A 14,488-nucleotide genomic window follows, 5' to 3' on the forward strand; every position below is an offset into this window, starting at 1 on the left:
GTGGTGTGTTTGGAGACAGCCAGTTTACCAGCACCCTGTCTGTCAACTTCCACTTCCCCAAGATCCCGCGAAGAACCCATCTATTTGGGGCGTGAGCAACTGATGACCGGTGCAGCCGATTTGCTGGGGGAGGCTGCCCGCTTTGAAGATCAGGATGTATTTCGCCTGTTGGCGTTACTGCTAGACAAGTTACTGCGGGGAGAGGGGGCAGTCGTCAGCCAAGCTGGATGGACTCACGGTAAGCGTGATGGAACAGCGGGCGCTGGCGGCGCAAGTCACGCAATCAGCTGGGCCATGCCAGCTGGCTGGATGTAGTAGAGGCAGCCCTCTGGTGCTTCTGGCATGGTGACGATTTGGCAAGCGGCGAGATATTGTTCGGTCTATTGCTGGGCCGGGATGGCCGAATGCGGTTGGTCTATGGGCTGTTGATTGGTGCTTTCTACAGAGATGAGCATTGAGGACTCGTTTGGTTTTGTTTGAATTCTACTGCAATGCATTGAAATATAACTACAAATTGAACTTCTGCTGTTTATGGTCACGAACTTCTGCATGTTGTGTTTCACATATGAAACAGCGGACTGGCTTTACTGGTTTTTTTGCGGCCAAAGCGGATGAAGTCCTGACCCTTCAGTTACTCACACGAACAGCGTTGCTATCTGTAGCAATGCCCTCAAATTTCACCATGTCCCAATTGTGTACCAAGCTCACCGGCATTAAAGCCATAAGCCCATGCAAATCAAAGCATTAAAAAAGAGGTATTGCAAAACGTGGAAATAGAACGTGGGCCCGCTGGCCGGGTGCGCTGATGTGCTCATGTTGCTCGAAAGGAGTATCCGATGACGGCGGCGACTGGCGCCTGGGTGGGGGTGCCATGCACCGTAATTGCCTGCATGGTAAACCATCGCGCTGGCAGAGCGAAGTCCGGGGCGTTCGCCTGGCGCTTTAATGGGCAGTGGGCGTTGTCCGTGAGCCTGGTCATCCCATCGGTCCGGCTCAGGGCAGGGGAAAGTGAGGGGTCAGGGTATTGAGGTCCAGCTGGGTGAAGTAGCCGCCCTCCTCGGGATACCAGCCGCCGGTGTCGATGAAGTGGACGTTGCCAAGGCGCACCGGCACCCTCACCGGAGTGTGGCCCACCACCAGGGCGGCGAGATCCGCGACCCCGTCCTCGTCCAGCCGTTCTATACGGCGCCTTGACCAGAGGCAGACGTTCTTGATGGCCCGAAGTCGTCCGCCGCTCACTCCGGCATCGAGTTGGTCCAGCAGCCCCTGCCAGGAGGAGAAGGGGCAATCGGCGTGAAGCAGCCCGACGGGTCCCTGGTTGGTCTGCACCTCGATGGCCAGGGGCAGGCTGCGGTAGTGGACGGCGAACGCCGCCTGCTCGGCAGGGGTCAGCTGCTGAAACCAGCCGCCGCCGTTTCGGATCCAGTTCTCCCGATCGCAGCTCTCGTAACGGCAGACGTAGTCGTCGTGATTGCCGCAGACCGGGTGAAACCAGGGCCTGGCCAACCAGTGGATCACCTCGCTGTACTCGGGCCCGCGATCCGCCAGATCCCCGACGCTGAAGAGACGGTCCCGGGCGGGATCAAAATCCAGGGTGTCGAGGGCATGCTGCAACAGGGCGAAGTGGCCGTGGATGTCGCCGACGGCCAGATCGCGCCCCTGGGCGTTTTGGGGGAAGCGTCTTATCAGGGGGGAGGGGGTCATGGCGTCTCCTGCCTCTATCCCGGACGGGGATGTTTTGTCTGCCTGTACATAAGGTTACAGAAGAAAAGTGGCGAGCGGGCAGGGCCTGGTAAATCATGGGATTGCCCCCGTGAACGTGCGGCGTCACGCGCCGCCTCTGGGGGAGTCACTCCGGGAGGGCGCCTTGTCCGCCCGCTTTCGGAGCCTCTCTTTCTCCACGCTTTTTGACAGGAATCTTGAATGCGGCGTCAGCTGTTGATCTGGATAGGCCCCCTGTGCAGCCTGCTGCTGCTGGGGGCGGCCTTGACCGTCCTCTATCATTTGACCCACCTGTGGCACTGGCACGACATCCGCCAGGCCATCTGGTCACAACCCTTGCCGCAGTTGGGGGGCGCCCTGCTGCTCACCCTGCTCAGCTATGGCTGCCTCTGCTGCTACGATCTGCTGGCCCTGAAGGTGCTGGACAAGCGACTGCCCTGGCAGCAGGTGGGGATGACCTCCTTCATCGCCTACACCTTCTCCAACACCCTGGGCTTTGCGCTGCTCACCGGCTCCTCGGTACGCTACCGGCTCTACTCCTCCCTGGGGCTTGGCACCGGGGAGGTGGCCAGGGTGATCCTCTTTTGCTCCATCACCTTCTTCCTCGGTCTGCTGGGCTGGGGAGGCAGTGCCCTGCTGCTGGGGCAGGGGGCGGCCCTGCTGGTGGACTGGCCCCGCTGGGCGACCGTGTTGTTGCAACTGGCGGGGGGCCTGGCCCTGCTGACGGTGCTGGCATATCTGGTGTGGCCGGGGACAGCCCTGGTCTGGCGCGGGCACCCGCTGTTGCTGCCGCGCATCAGATACCGCCTGCTGCAACTGCTCATCGCCCTGCTCGACTGGATGGCCGCCGCCGCCGTGCTCTATGTGCTGCTGCCATCGGGCAGCGTGCCCTATCCGGTGCTGCTCAGTGCCTTCGTGCTCTCCAGCCTGCTCGGGGTGCTGGCCCATGTGCCGGGGGGCATCGGGGTCTTCGAGGCGAGCATGAGCCTGCTGCTCACCCACTATCTGCCGGTGGACAAGCTGCTCGCCTCCCTGCTTATCTACCGCTGCGCCTACTACTTCCTGCCCTTCCTCTGTGCCCTGCTGCTGTTCGCAGGTCAGGAGCTGCTGCAACAGCGGGCCCGCCTGCACCGGTTGCAAGGAGTGATGATGGCGACCCGGGAGTTTGTGCCCGCCCTGGTGAGCATGGGCACCTTCGCGGCGGGCACCCTGCTGCTCTGCTCCGGGATGATCCCCACCATGAAGGGGCGCATCGAAGCCTTCCTGCAGGTGTTGCCCCTGCACCTGCTGGAGCTCTCCCATGTGCTCGGCAGCGTCAGCGGCGTGTTGCTGCTGTTGCTGGCCCACAGCCTCTACCGCCGTCATGACGGAGCATTCAGGATCACCCAGTGGCTGCTGGGGCTTGGCATGCTGTTCTCCCTGTTCAAGGGGTTTGACTGGGAGTCGGCCCTGCTGCTCGGGGGCTTCTTGCTCATCATCACCCCCTGCCGCCCTCTCTTTTATCGCAAGGGTTCCCTGCTTCACGCCCGGTTCACCCCTTCCTGGCTGATGTCGGTGGGAGCCGTGCTGCTGGGGGCCTTGTGGTTGCTGCTCTTCTCCTACCGCCATGTGGAGTACGACCCTTCCCTCTGGCTGCACGTCTCGGCCCACGGACCCGGGGCCGCCTCCCGCGCCCTGCGCGCCATGGGGAGCGTCATCGGCGTGCTGGCGGTGGTCGGGGTGGCCCATCTGCTGGCCCCCTTGCGCCTGGCCGCCGGCAAGCCGGATGCCGAGGCGCTCTCCCGTGCCCATGGGCTGGTGATGCGGGCAGGGGGAGGCCACGGCTACCTGGCCCAGCTCGGGGACAAGTCCCTGCTGTTCCACCCCAGCGGCGAGGCCTTCCTCATGTACGGGGCCGAGGGCAGCAGCTGGATAGTGATGGGGGATCCCGTCGGTCAGCCCTCCCTCGTGGAGGAGCTGCTCTGGCAGTTTCGCGAGCGCTGTGACGAGCACGACGTCAGCCCGGTCTTCTACCAGGTGTCGGCCCGCTATCTCCCTGTCTATCTGGATCTCGGGCTCATCCCCTTCAAGCTGGGGGAGGAGGCCATCGTGGATCTGCCGAGCTTCGATCTCGCCGGCAGTCGCCTGCGCAACCTGCGCCAGAGCCACGCCAAGGGCAAGCGGGAAGGGCTGCGCTTCGAGGTGGTGGTCCCCGGTGAGATTGCCCCCCTGCTGCCCGAGTTGAAGGGGATCTCCGACAGCTGGCTGCACAGCAAGCAGGGCAGGGAGAAGGGCTTCTCCGTGGGCAGTTTCGATCCCGCCTACCTCACCCTCAACCCGATGGCGCTGGTGCGGCGTGAGGGGCAGATCGTCGGGTTTGCCAACCTCTGGACCAGCGACAACAAGGAGAGCCTCTCCATCGATCTGATGCGCTACAGCCTGGACACGGGGGCGGCGCCTGTCATGGATTTCCTGTTTGTCGAGCTCCTGCTGTGGGGCAAGCAGGAGGGGTATGCCAGCTTCAACCTGGGGATGGCACCCATGTCGGGCTTCAACGACAACCCCCTCGGCGGTTACTGGGCCCGCCTCGGCAACACCCTGTTCACCTGGGGCAGCCGTTTCTACAACTTCCAGGGATTGCGGCGTTACAAGGAGAAGTTCGGCCCAAGGTGGGAGCCCCGCTACCTGCTCTGTACCGGTCATCTGGTGCTGCCCCGCACCTTGACCCATCTCGTCTCCCTCATCAGTCGCGGCCCCTTCGGGCTCATGAAGAAATAGGAGTTGGCCCATGAGAGCCATGTTGTTGCTGTTGATTTGCTGTTTCGTCTCTTCGTTCACCTTGCCGGCAGTGGCCGCCCAGCCGGGGCGGGTCGGCGCGGATCTGGGGCTGGTGGAGTTGCCGGTGGCGCAAGCCTCGTCTGCCCCCATGGTGGTCTTCATGAGCGGGGATGGCGGCTGGGCGGCGCTGGACAAGGGGCTCAGCGCCCAGTTGCAGGCCCACGGCATGCCGGTGGTGGGTTGGAGCTCGCTCTCCTATTACTGGAAGAAGAAGACGCCGGAGCAGGCGACGGCGGATCTGGTGCGCATCCTCACCGAGTACCAGTCCCGTTGGGGGCGCCAGCGCTGGTTGCTGGTGGGTTTCTCCTTTGGTGCCGAGATAGTGCCCTTCGTCATCAATCGTCTGCCGCCAGCCTATCGCGACAGCCTGGCGGGGGCCGTGATGCTCTCCCCCTCGACGGCGTCGGATTTCGAGATCCATGTCAGCGACATGGTGGTGCACGACAAGGGGGGCCGCTATCCCACCCTGCCGGAGGTGACACGGATCCAGACTCTGCCGCTGCTCTGCGTGCAGGGAGCGGAGGACGACTCCCCGGTCAAACTCTGTCCGCGCTTGCAGCAGCCGAACGTGACGACGGTGACCCTGCCGGGCTCCCACCACTTCGACGACAACTACCAGACCCTGTATCAGGAGATTGCCGGGCACCTGGGCCTGGCCCAATAACGGCGAGAGGCCGGGAAAACGACACAGGGCGGCCAATGGCCGCCCTGTTGCCGTGGCCCCTTGCAACTGTCCAGGGGGCCGGCATGCCGGGATCAGAGCAGATCTTCGAGCTGGTACTTCTTGAGCAGGGTGTTGAAGGTGCCGTCTGCCTTGACGCTCTCGATGGCGGCATCGAAGCGGGCCTTGAGCTTGTCATCGTGCTTGCGAAGGGCCACCGCCACCCCTTCTCCCAGGATCTTGTCCTGGGTGCCGTTGAACTGGGGACCGACGAAGGCGAACTGCTTGCCCATCTCCTTGTCGAGGAAGCCCACCTTCAACTGCACCATGTTGCCGAAGGTGTAGTCGGCGCGGCCGGACTGCAGATCCAGCATGGGGGACTGGGCATTGACGTAGCGCTTGATCTTGGCCACCTCACCGTAGCGGGCGGTGATGAAGTTGTCCTGGGGGGTGCCCTCCTGCACCGCGATCACCTTGCCCTTGAAGTGGGCCGGATCGTCTGCAAAGTCGGCGGCCTTGTCGCTGCGCCCCACGAAGCGGTTCTGCATCATGTAGTAGACCTGGCTGAAGTCCACTTTCTGGCGCCGCTCGTCCGTGATGTTCATGGAGGACATGATGGCGTCGTACTTGCGCACCTGCAGGCCGGGCAGCAGGGCATCCCAGGGCTGGTTGATCACCTCGCACTCGGTCTTCATGGCCGCGCACAGGGCATAGGCGAGATCGACCTCGAAGCCGCCGAGCTTGCCGCTGCTGTCGACCATTTCGAAGGGGGGATAGGTGGCATCGGTGGCGATCACCAGGGGTTTGGCGGCGGCCTGGCCGGCGGTGGCCAGGGCCATCAGCATCATCAGTGTGTTGAGTTTCATGGTCAGTCCCTTGAAGTGTGGTGTCATTCCTAGCGTGCTAAAGGGTGCCGGCCTCAAGGGCCGACGGCTATCTTGCGATGGGTGAGGGCCGGCAACTGGCTGCGCACCGTGCGCTGTGCTGCCAGATCCAGGGTGGCGATGGCCATGCCCTGACCCTCCTCTACCTGGGCCAGTATCCGGCCCCAGGGATCGATGATCATGCTGTGGCCGAAGGTGCGCCGCCCACCGGGGTGGTGCCCCCCCTGGGCACTGGCAAACACGAAGGCCAGGTTTTCCACCGCCCGGGCCCGCAGCAGCAGCGCCCAGTGCGCGAGCCCGGTGGTGTGGGTGAAGGCCGCGGGCAGGGCGATGAAATCGGGGGCGGGCCCCAGGCGAAACAGCTCCGGGAAGCGCAGGTCGTAGCAGATCCCGAGGCGCAGCACGCCCCAGGGCAGGGGATGGCTCACCACCTCCCGGCCCGGGGTCATGGTCGCGGCCTCGTCATACTGCTCCTGCCCGGTGCAAAAGCCAAACAGGTGCAGCTTGTCGTAGCGGCTTGCGAGCTGCCCTTGGGGGTCGATGAGCAGGCTGCTGTTGTGCATCTTGCCGGGCTCGTGGCTGGCAAGCGGCAATGTGCCGGCCAGGATCCAGACGCCGAGCTCCCGGGCCAGCCCCTGTACCCAGGCAAGCAGGGGGTGATCGTCAACGGGGGCGGCCAGGGCCACCCGCGCCCGCTCATCGACCGGCATCAGGTAGAAATATTCGGGCAGCAGGGCCAGCTCGGCCCCCTCGGCCGCGGCCTGACGCAGCAGCGCCTCGGCCTGGGCCAGGTTGTGGTCAAGGTCATCCCCAGAGACCATCTGGAGGACGGCAACGCGCAGTGAATTCATGGTGCCCCCTAGACGGTGCACAGGCGCTCGGCGCCCGCCAGCAGGGTGTCGTCATCCTTGGAGAAGGAGAGGCGGATGACCCGCTGATCCGTGCCGTCGTGATAGAAGGCGGAGACCGGAATGGTGGCGACCCCGTGATCGCGGATGAGCCGCTGCACGAAGAGGCTGTCCGGCTCGTCGCTTACCCGCTCGTAGCTCGCCAGCATGAAGAAGCTGCCCGCCGAGGGGAGCAGGGTCAGGCGCGAATCTGCCAGGGCCGAGGCGAGCAGGTCACGCTTGCGCTGGTAGAAGGCTGCCAGCCCCTGATAGTGGGCCGGTTGCTGCAACAGGTGGGCGAAGCCGTACTGCATGGGGGTGTCGGCGGCGAACATGGCGAACTGGTGCACCTTGCGGATCTCCTCCATCAGGGGACGGGGAGCCACGCAGTAGCCCACCCGCCAGCCGGTGACGTGGAAGGTCTTGCCGAAGGAGAAGACGGCGACGGAGCGCTCCACCAGCTCCGGATAGCGGATGACGCTCTGGTGCAGGGCGCCGTCGAACACCACGTGCTCGTACACCTCGTCCGAGAGGATCAGGATGTCGGTGCCGCGCACCAGGCGGGCGAGGCGCTCCTGATCCCCTGCCTGCCAGACGGTGCCGGTGGGGTTGTGGGGGGTGTTGAGCACTATCATGCGGGTGCGGGGGGTGATGCGGGCGGCCACCTCGTCCCAGGGAATGGCGAAATCCGGCGCCTTGAGGGCGATCACCACAGGGGTGGCTCCCTGCAACTGGATCATGGGGCGGTAGCTGTCAAACGCCGGCTCGAACATGATCACCTCGTCGCCGGGGTGAACCAGGGCGGTGATGGCGCAGAACAGGGCTTCGCTGGCGCTGGCGGTGATGGTGATTTCCTCGCCCGCGTCATAGTGATGGCCGTAGCTGGCTGCAATCTTGGCCGCCAGTTGTTCGCGCAGGGCAGGCAGCCCCGTCATGGGGGCGTACTGGTTTTCACCGGCCAGCATGGCCTCGTGGGTCACCCGGATGAGCTCGGGATCGCAGGGGAAGCTCGGCGCCCCCTGGGAGAGGTTGATGCTGGGGTGGCGGGCGGCCAGATCCCCGATCACGGTGAAGATGGTGGTGCCCACCTGGGGCAGTTTGCTGGAAACCTGGGGGATGGACATGGGGCCGTCACCTGCGTGTGTGAAAGAGGTCCCTTTTTAGCCCCCCCAAGGCTTGCCGGACAACGGATTATTCGGCATGGTATGCATGAGTTTTTCTCAAGCATGGAGGCTTGTCATGTTGTCCACCCAGCCGCGTACTCAGTTGCCTCTCTATGGTCTGCAGGTCTTCGAGTGTTCTGCCCGCCACCTGAGTTTTACCCTGGCTGCCGACGAGCTGTGCGTGAGCCAGGGGGCGGTGAGCAAGCAGATCGCCCAGCTGGAGGCGCGCCTGGGCCACCTGCTGTTCGTGCGCGGCACCCGTTGTCTCACCTTGACCCCCGCCGCCGAGCGGCTGCTGCCTTTCGTTCGTGAAGGGCTGGCCCGCATGGGGGAGGGGCTCAGCGCCTTGCAGACCCTGCCCCACGAACAGGCGATCAGCATCAAGGTGCCCTCCTGCGCCAGCCGCTGGCTGCTGCGGCGGTTGCAGGCGTTCGAGGGGGAGGCGGTGGAGGTGCGTGGCAGCCATAGCCATGGCATCGACTTCTCCCGGGAGCCCTTCGATCTCGCCATCGTCTACCAGCCCTGCCTGGGGCGCTATCCCCACAGCCAGCCCCTGTTTCGGGAACGGCTGACCCCGGTCTGCGCCCCGGCGTTTGCTGCCAAGCATCGTCTGTTCGAGCGCGACCTGAACGAGCTGCCCCTGCTGCCTCTCATCCATGCCAGCGCCGATAGGCGGGACTGGCGCAACTGGTTCGCCGCCTTCCTCGACATCCCCTGGCAGCCCCAGGGGGGGCAGCTGTTCGATACCCTGGACTTGGCGATGAATGCCGCCTTGCAGGGGTTTGGCCTCTCTCTCGGGGATCCCACCATAGTGGCCGAGGAGCTGGAGAGCGGCGCCCTGGTCGCTCCCTTTGCCCCCGTGCTGGAGACGGATCACGAATACGCCCTGATCGCCCGGCCCGACAGCCAGCGCCACGGGGTGCAGCGAGTCTGTCACTGGCTGCTGGAGGGGGAGGGTCATCCCTGAGGGACGCGAAATGAAACAGCCCCGCGGGCGGGGCTGTTGTCAGGTGAATACCATCTCCATACAGTCATGGTGATGGCCGCTGGCCGATTAAAGGGTCACTGGCAGATCTTGTAGTAGACCTCGTTCCAGCGCAGTTGCTCCTTGAGCGCGGGGATGCGGGTGTGCTCGTCGATGACCACAAACTCGATACCCATGATGTCGGCGAAGGTGCGCAGCTGCTCGATGTCCACCGCCTGGGTGAACACCGAGTGGTGGGCGGCGCCCGCCAGGATCCAGGCCTCGGCGCTGGTCTGCAGGTCCGGCAGGGGTTTCCACAGGGCGCTGGCCACCGGGAGTTTCGGCATGGCCTCTGGCAGGTCCACCACTTCCAGCTGATTGACCACCAGGCGGAAGCGGTTGCCGAGATCGATGAGGCTGGCGTTGACCGCCTTGCCCGCCGGGGCCGCGAACAGCAGGCGGGCCGGATCGGCTTTCTTGCCTATGCCTAAGTGCTGGGCGTCCAGCACGGGTTTGCCTGCGGCGATGGAGGGGCAGACCTCCAGCATGTGGGCCCCCAGCACCAGGTTGTTGCCCGCTTCCAGATGGTAGGTGTAGTCCTCCATGAAGGAGGCACCCCCCGCAAGGCCATATCCCATCACTTTCAGGGTGCGCAAGAGGGCCGCTGTCTTCCAGTCCCCTTCTGCCCCAAATCCGAAGCCTTGCTCCATCAGACGCTGGCAGGCGAGGCCCGGCAGCTGGTGCAGACCATAGAGATCTTCGAAGGTGGTGGTGAAAGCGCCAAAGCCGCCGTCGGTGAGGAACTTCTTCATCCCCAGCTCCTGGCGCGCCGCCTCGTACAAGGAGGCACGCAGCGGCCCACCCGCCAGCACCGCCTCGGTCAGGGTGTAGGTCGCTTCATATTCGGCCAGCAGCGCCTCGATGTCGCTCTCGGGCACGGCATCGATCACCTTGACCAGATCGCCGACCGGGTGGTAGTTCACCTGATAGCCGAACTGGATCTGGGCCTCAATCTTGTCGCCCTCGGTGACCGCCACGTTGCGCATGTTGTCGCCAAAACGGGCGATCTTGAGGTGGCGGCTGTCGTGGATGGCGGCGGCGATGCGCATCCAGTTGCCAATCTTCTGTCTGGCCTCTTCATCTTGCCAGTGACCCACCACCACGGTGCGCGGCAGCCGCAGGCGGGCCCCCATGAAGCCGAACTCGCGCCCGCCGTGGGCGGTCTGGTTCAGGTTCATGAAGTCCATGTCGATCTCGCTCCAGGGGAGATCCCGGTTGAACTGGGTGTGAAATTGCAGCAGGGGCTTTTGCAACTGGCTCAGCGCCGGGATCCACATCTTGGCGGGGGAGAAGGTGTGCATCCACACCATGAGCCCGGCGCAGCGCTCGTCGTGGTTGGCATCCCGGGCCACCGCGCTGATTTCATCCAGGGTGGTACCGGTGGGTTTGAGCACTATCTTGAGGGGCAGGTTCGCCCCCTCGTTGAGCTGGCTGGCGATGGTGTGGGCGTGATCGGCCACCTGCTTCAATGTGGTGGCGCCATACAGGTGCTGGCTGCCGACCAGGAACCACACTTCCAGCTGTTTCATCAATTCCATGAGTTTGTCCTCTTTTAGGCTTTTGTCTGGCCGTAATAGGCGTGTTTGCCATGCTTGCGCTGGTAGTGCTTCTCCAGCAGGTAATCGGGCAGGGGGCGGGCCCCCGGGTTGATCTGGCCGGTGAGCCAGGCCATGCGGGCCACCTCTTCCAGCACCACGGCGTTGTGCACTGCATCCTCGGCGCTCTTGCCCCAGCTGAAGGGGCCGTGGTTGGCCACCAGCACCCCCGGCATGGTGAGGATGGGGGTCTGCTTGAGGGTTTCGACGATGAGATGACCGGTCAGCCCCTCGTAATCCTCCTCCACTTCGCCCGGGGTGAGCAGGCGGGAGCAGGGGATCTCGCCGTGGAAGTAGTCGGCCTGGGTGGTGCCGAAAATGGGGATGGGACGCCCCGCCTGGGCCCAGGCGGTGGCATGGGTGGAGTGGGTGTGCACCACGCCGCCAAGCTCCGGATAGGCGCGATAGAGCACCAGGTGGGTGGCGGTGTCGGAGGAGGGGCGCAAGGCGCCCTCCACCTGCTTGCCCGCCAGATCCAGCACCACCATGTCCTCGACCCGCATCCGCTCGTAGCTGACGCCGCTTGGCTTTATCACCACCAGATTGCGCTCTCGGTCGATGCCGCTCACGTTGCCCCAGGTGAAGGTCACCAGGCCATGGCGCGGCAGATCCAGATTGGCGGCGAGCACCTGCTCCTTGAGGATCTTGAAGTTCATGCCGGCACCCCCCGGTTGTAGAGCGGTTCGGCGGCGGCGCCCCAGGCGAGGTAGCGCTGGTAGAGGCGCTCGTATTCGGCGACCCGCTCGGGGTGTGGCTGGTGGGTGCGCTCCACGGCGCTCGCCATGTGGTGCTGGGCCTTGGCCACATCGGGATGGATCCCGGCCGCCACGGCGGCAAAGATGGCCGCCCCCAGGGCGCAGCACTGATCCGAGGCCACCACCTGGATAGGCCTGTTCATCACGTCGGCGCAGGTCTGCATCACTGTGGTGGACTTGCGGGCGATGCCGCCAAGGGCGATCACCTGCTCCACCGGCACCTGCTGACTGGTCATGCACTCCATGATGCTACGGGCGCCGAAGGCGGTGGAGGCCACCAGGGCGCCGAAGAGATCGGGGGCATCGGTGCCGAGGTTGATCCCCGTGAGGGTGCCCTGCAGGCGCTGGTTGGCATAGGGGGTACGCCGGCCGTTGAACCAGTCGAGCACCACCGGCAGGTGCGCCAGGTCGCGCTGCTGATCCCAGGCGGCGGCAAGGCTGGGTAACAGGGCCTGCTTGTGGCGCTCGATGGCGGTGCGAAGCTCCGGATACTGGGCGGCGAGGCTGTCCAGGGGCCAGCCGAGCTGGCGCTGATACCAGGCATAGATGTCACCGAACGCGGACTGTCCCGCCTCCAGCCCCACCATGCCCGGCACCACGCTGCCATCCACCTGGCCGCAGATCCCGGCAATGGCCCGATCACCGATGGTGGCCTCGTCGGCGATCAGGATGTCGCAGGTGGAGGTGCCGATCACCTTGACCAGGGCATTGTTGCCGGCCCCGGCTCCCACCGCCCCCATGTGGCAGTCAAAGGCGCCGCCGGCAATCACCACCTCGCAGGAGAGGTGCAGCCGCTCCGCCCACTCCGGGGTCAGGGTGCCGACCGGGAGATCGGCGGTCCAGCTGTCGGTAAAGAGGGGGAAGTCGAGATCCTCCGTCAGCAGGGGATCCAGGGCATTGAGGAAGTCGGCGGGGGGCAGGCCGCCCCAGCTCGGGTGCCAGAGGGACTTGTGGCCGGCGGCACAGCGCCCGCGCTTGAGGGTGGCCGGGGCCTGGGTGCCGCTCAGGACGGCGGGTACCCAGTCACACAGCTCGACCCAGTTGCAGGCGGCGGCGCGCACGGCGGCATCGGCGCGGGAGACGTGCAGGATCTTGGCCCAGAACCACTCGGAGGAGTAGATGCCGCCGATGTAGCGGCTGTAGTCGGGGAACTGGCCGCCGTGGCACAGGGCGGTGATGGCCTCCGCCTCCTCGATGGCGGTGTGATCCTTCCACAGCACGAACATGGCGTTGGGGTTGTCGGCAAACTCCGGACGCAGGGCCAGCACGCGCCCCTCTCTGTCGATGGGGGCGGGGGTGGAGCCGGTGCTGTCCACCCCGATGCCGCGCACGGCGGTGCGCTGACTCGGCGTGAGCTGGCTCACCACCGCCACCACCGCCTGCTCCATGGACTCCAGATAGTCGAGGGGGTGGTGGCGGAACTGGTTGTTGACCGGTTGGCAGTAGTGGCCTGCCTGCCAGCGCGGGTAATAGACGACATGGGTCGCCAGCTCGGCGCCGTCCTGGCAGCGCACGGCGAGTGCCCTGACCGAGTCGCTGCCGAAATCGAGTCCGATGACGATGTGCTCAGACATAAGTGCTCCTGACCATCAATGAGGGGTGACTGGGGGGAACCATAGGAGATGGGCAGGAGGGGCGGTTAGCCATTGGCTGCTGGAAATATGGATTTTAACGCTGTCAGTGCGACAGGGTGACGGCTCTCTAAAATTCAATATGTAACTAAATTGCTAATTATATAGACGAAATGGCTGCAATCTCATGGCGTGATCCTGCTCTCCATTTTTAATTGTGAAAACGATTACAACTTGGTTCGCTCAACCAGCAACAACAATAACGTCCTGTTTAAGCATGTTTTTATATGGCTGTGACTTGATGGACTCAAGGAGCAGCACTGCGTGGATACATGGATTGATAGAACCGTTGGAGACATTCGCATGAACAAAATCGTTAAAGGCATGATCGCGATGGGGTTCGCCCTTGGTATGGCAAATTCTGCTTTCTCGGCCGAAGCGCTGAAGCTGGGCTACCTGGTCAAGCAGCCCGAGGAGCCCTGGTTCCAGACCGAGTGGAACTTCGCCGACAAGGCGGGCAAGGATCTGGGCTTCGAGGTGATCAAGATAGCCGTCCCCGACGGGGAGAAGACCCTCAATGCCATCGACAGTCTGGCGGCGAATGGCGCCAAGGGCTTCGTCATCTGTACCCCGGATCCCAAACTCGGTGCCGCCATCATGGCCAAGGCCAACAGCATGGATCTGAAGGTCATCACGGTGGATGACCAGTTCGTCAACGCCAAGGGCCAGCCCATGGAGCAGGTGCCGCTGGTGATGATGGCCGCCACCAAGATTGGCGAGCGTCAGGGGCAGGAGCTCTACAAGGAGATGCAAAAACGCCAGTGGGACGTGAAAGCGACCGGGGTGCTGGCCATCACCGCCGACGAGCTCGACACCGCCCGTCGCCGGGTCGAGGGCTCCTTGAGCGCGCTCAAGGCCGCCGGTTTCCCCGAGGGCCAGATCTTCCGCGCGCCCACCAAGAGCAATGACATTCCGGGGGCGCTGGATGCCGCCAACTCCATGCTGGTGCAACACCCCGAGGTCAAGAACTGGCTCATCGTCGGCATGAATGACAACACGGTGCTCGGCGGCGTGCGCGCCACCGAAGGGCAGGGCTTCAAGGCGGAGAACGTCATCGGTATCGGCATCAACGGGGTGGATGCGGTGAACGAGCTCTCCAAGTCCAGCGCCACCGGCTTCCTCGGCTCCCTGCTGCCCAGCCCGGACGTACACGGCTACAAGAGCATCCAGATGCTCCATGACTGGGTCGTCAACGGCGCCGAGCCTGCCAAGTTCACCGAGGTGACCGACGTGGTGCTCATCACCCGCGACAACTTCAAGGCCGAGCTGCAAAAGAAAGGGCTGTGATCCCCATCCCTTGATACCCATGCCGGCATGGCGGAGTGCGCCGTGCCGGCTGGCTGGAGTCA

General features: G+C 64.3%; 11 protein-coding genes. 4 read left to right on the plus strand and 7 right to left on the minus strand.

All coding sequences use genetic code 11. The features are described from left to right. Positions 1 to 993: 993 nt before the first annotated feature. Positions 994 to 1,704: a metallophosphoesterase gene (locus PG896_RS11425; RefSeq protein WP_270835729.1), complete on the minus strand. Its 711-nt coding sequence runs from the start codon at positions 1,702 to 1,704 to the stop codon at positions 994 to 996. A gap of 219 nt (positions 1,705 to 1,923) precedes the next feature. On the opposite strand from PG896_RS11425, the gene mprF reads away from it, so the two are divergent. Both mprF and PG896_RS11435 read left to right on the plus strand, forming a co-directional pair. Continuing rightward, complete coding sequence (mprF, locus tag PG896_RS11430; protein ID WP_270835730.1) at positions 1,924 to 4,479, plus strand: bifunctional lysylphosphatidylglycerol flippase/synthetase MprF; 2,556 nt, start codon at positions 1,924 to 1,926, stop codon at positions 4,477 to 4,479. A 10-nt stretch (positions 4,480 to 4,489) separates the two neighbouring features. Beyond that, positions 4,490 to 5,203: an AcvB/VirJ family lysyl-phosphatidylglycerol hydrolase gene (locus PG896_RS11435; RefSeq protein WP_113070404.1), complete on the plus strand. Its 714-nt coding sequence runs from the start codon at positions 4,490 to 4,492 to the stop codon at positions 5,201 to 5,203. Positions 5,204 to 5,295: 92 nt separating this feature from the next. Here PG896_RS11435 and PG896_RS11440 read toward each other — a convergent pair whose 3' ends face one another. Genes PG896_RS11440 through PG896_RS11450 form a run of 3 tightly spaced genes read right to left on the minus strand, consistent with a single transcriptional unit; the run spans position 5,296 to position 8,095 of the window. Continuing rightward, the gene (locus PG896_RS11440; RefSeq protein ID WP_139737327.1) at positions 5,296 to 6,066 is read right to left on the minus strand and encodes an ABC transporter substrate-binding protein; all 771 of its coding nucleotides are present in this window, start codon (positions 6,064 to 6,066) and stop codon (positions 5,296 to 5,298) included. A gap of 53 nt (positions 6,067 to 6,119) precedes the next feature. Then, positions 6,120 to 6,935, minus strand: a complete 816-nt coding sequence (locus PG896_RS11445; RefSeq protein WP_270835732.1) for a carbon-nitrogen hydrolase family protein — start codon at positions 6,933 to 6,935, stop codon at positions 6,120 to 6,122. Positions 6,936 to 6,943: 8 nt separating this feature from the next. Further along, the gene (locus tag PG896_RS11450) at positions 6,944 to 8,095 is read right to left on the minus strand and encodes a methionine aminotransferase (protein ID WP_270835733.1); all 1,152 of its coding nucleotides are present in this window, start codon (positions 8,093 to 8,095) and stop codon (positions 6,944 to 6,946) included. Between the two features lie 115 nt (positions 8,096 to 8,210). Between PG896_RS11450 and PG896_RS11455 the strand changes: the two genes are divergently transcribed. After that, a complete protein-coding gene (locus PG896_RS11455) occupies positions 8,211 to 9,101 on the plus strand; it encodes a LysR family transcriptional regulator (RefSeq protein WP_010674471.1) in 891 nt (296 codons plus the stop codon). A 95-nt stretch (positions 9,102 to 9,196) separates the two neighbouring features. Here PG896_RS11455 and araA read toward each other — a convergent pair whose 3' ends face one another. The 3 genes from araA to PG896_RS11470 are packed head-to-tail and all read right to left on the minus strand — an operon-like array spanning position 9,197 to position 13,082. Continuing rightward, the gene (araA, locus tag PG896_RS11460) at positions 9,197 to 10,696 is read right to left on the minus strand and encodes an L-arabinose isomerase (protein WP_010674472.1); all 1,500 of its coding nucleotides are present in this window, start codon (positions 10,694 to 10,696) and stop codon (positions 9,197 to 9,199) included. A gap of 14 nt (positions 10,697 to 10,710) precedes the next feature. After that, a complete protein-coding gene (locus PG896_RS11465; protein ID WP_045524707.1) occupies positions 10,711 to 11,409 on the minus strand; it encodes an L-ribulose-5-phosphate 4-epimerase in 699 nt (232 codons plus the stop codon). Then, positions 11,406 to 13,082 carry a ribulokinase gene (locus tag PG896_RS11470; protein WP_103858737.1) on the minus strand — a complete coding sequence of 559 codons (1,677 nt, stop codon included), beginning with the start codon at positions 13,080 to 13,082 and terminating at the stop codon, positions 11,406 to 11,408. The genes PG896_RS11465 and PG896_RS11470 overlap by 4 nt, the downstream gene beginning before the upstream one ends. A gap of 360 nt (positions 13,083 to 13,442) precedes the next feature. On the opposite strand from PG896_RS11470, the gene PG896_RS11475 reads away from it, so the two are divergent. Then, positions 13,443 to 14,426 (plus strand): arabinose ABC transporter substrate-binding protein, encoded by a 984-nt coding sequence (locus PG896_RS11475; protein ID WP_045524711.1) that lies wholly within the window; start codon positions 13,443 to 13,445, stop codon positions 14,424 to 14,426. The last annotated feature ends 62 nt before the right edge of the window (positions 14,427 to 14,488 follow it).

It is taken from the genome of Aeromonas sp. QDB30, assembly GCF_027707645.1.
In the GTDB taxonomy this organism is placed as follows: Bacteria; Pseudomonadota; Gammaproteobacteria; order Enterobacterales; family Aeromonadaceae; genus Aeromonas; species Aeromonas caviae.

Coding starts and splice junctions, on each gene's coding strand:
- PG896_RS11455 (WP_010674471.1), top strand. CDS start 8,211: ATGTTGTCCACCCAGCCGCGTACTCAGTTGCCTCTCTATGGTCTGCAG.
- PG896_RS11425 (WP_270835729.1), bottom strand. CDS start 1,704: ATGACCCCCTCCCCCCTGATAAGACGCTTCCCCCAAAACGCCCAGGGG.
- mprF (WP_270835730.1), top strand. CDS start 1,924: ATGCGGCGTCAGCTGTTGATCTGGATAGGCCCCCTGTGCAGCCTGCTG.
- PG896_RS11475 (WP_045524711.1), top strand. CDS start 13,443: ATGAACAAAATCGTTAAAGGCATGATCGCGATGGGGTTCGCCCTTGGT.
- PG896_RS11445 (WP_270835732.1), bottom strand. CDS start 6,935: ATGAATTCACTGCGCGTTGCCGTCCTCCAGATGGTCTCTGGGGATGAC.
- PG896_RS11470 (WP_103858737.1), bottom strand. CDS start 13,082: ATGTCTGAGCACATCGTCATCGGACTCGATTTCGGCAGCGACTCGGTC.
- araA (WP_010674472.1), bottom strand. CDS start 10,696: ATGGAATTGATGAAACAGCTGGAAGTGTGGTTCCTGGTCGGCAGCCAG.
- PG896_RS11440 (WP_139737327.1), bottom strand. CDS start 6,066: ATGAAACTCAACACACTGATGATGCTGATGGCCCTGGCCACCGCCGGC.
- PG896_RS11450 (WP_270835733.1), bottom strand. CDS start 8,095: ATGTCCATCCCCCAGGTTTCCAGCAAACTGCCCCAGGTGGGCACCACC.
- PG896_RS11435 (WP_113070404.1), top strand. CDS start 4,490: ATGAGAGCCATGTTGTTGCTGTTGATTTGCTGTTTCGTCTCTTCGTTC.
- PG896_RS11465 (WP_045524707.1), bottom strand. CDS start 11,409: ATGAACTTCAAGATCCTCAAGGAGCAGGTGCTCGCCGCCAATCTGGAT.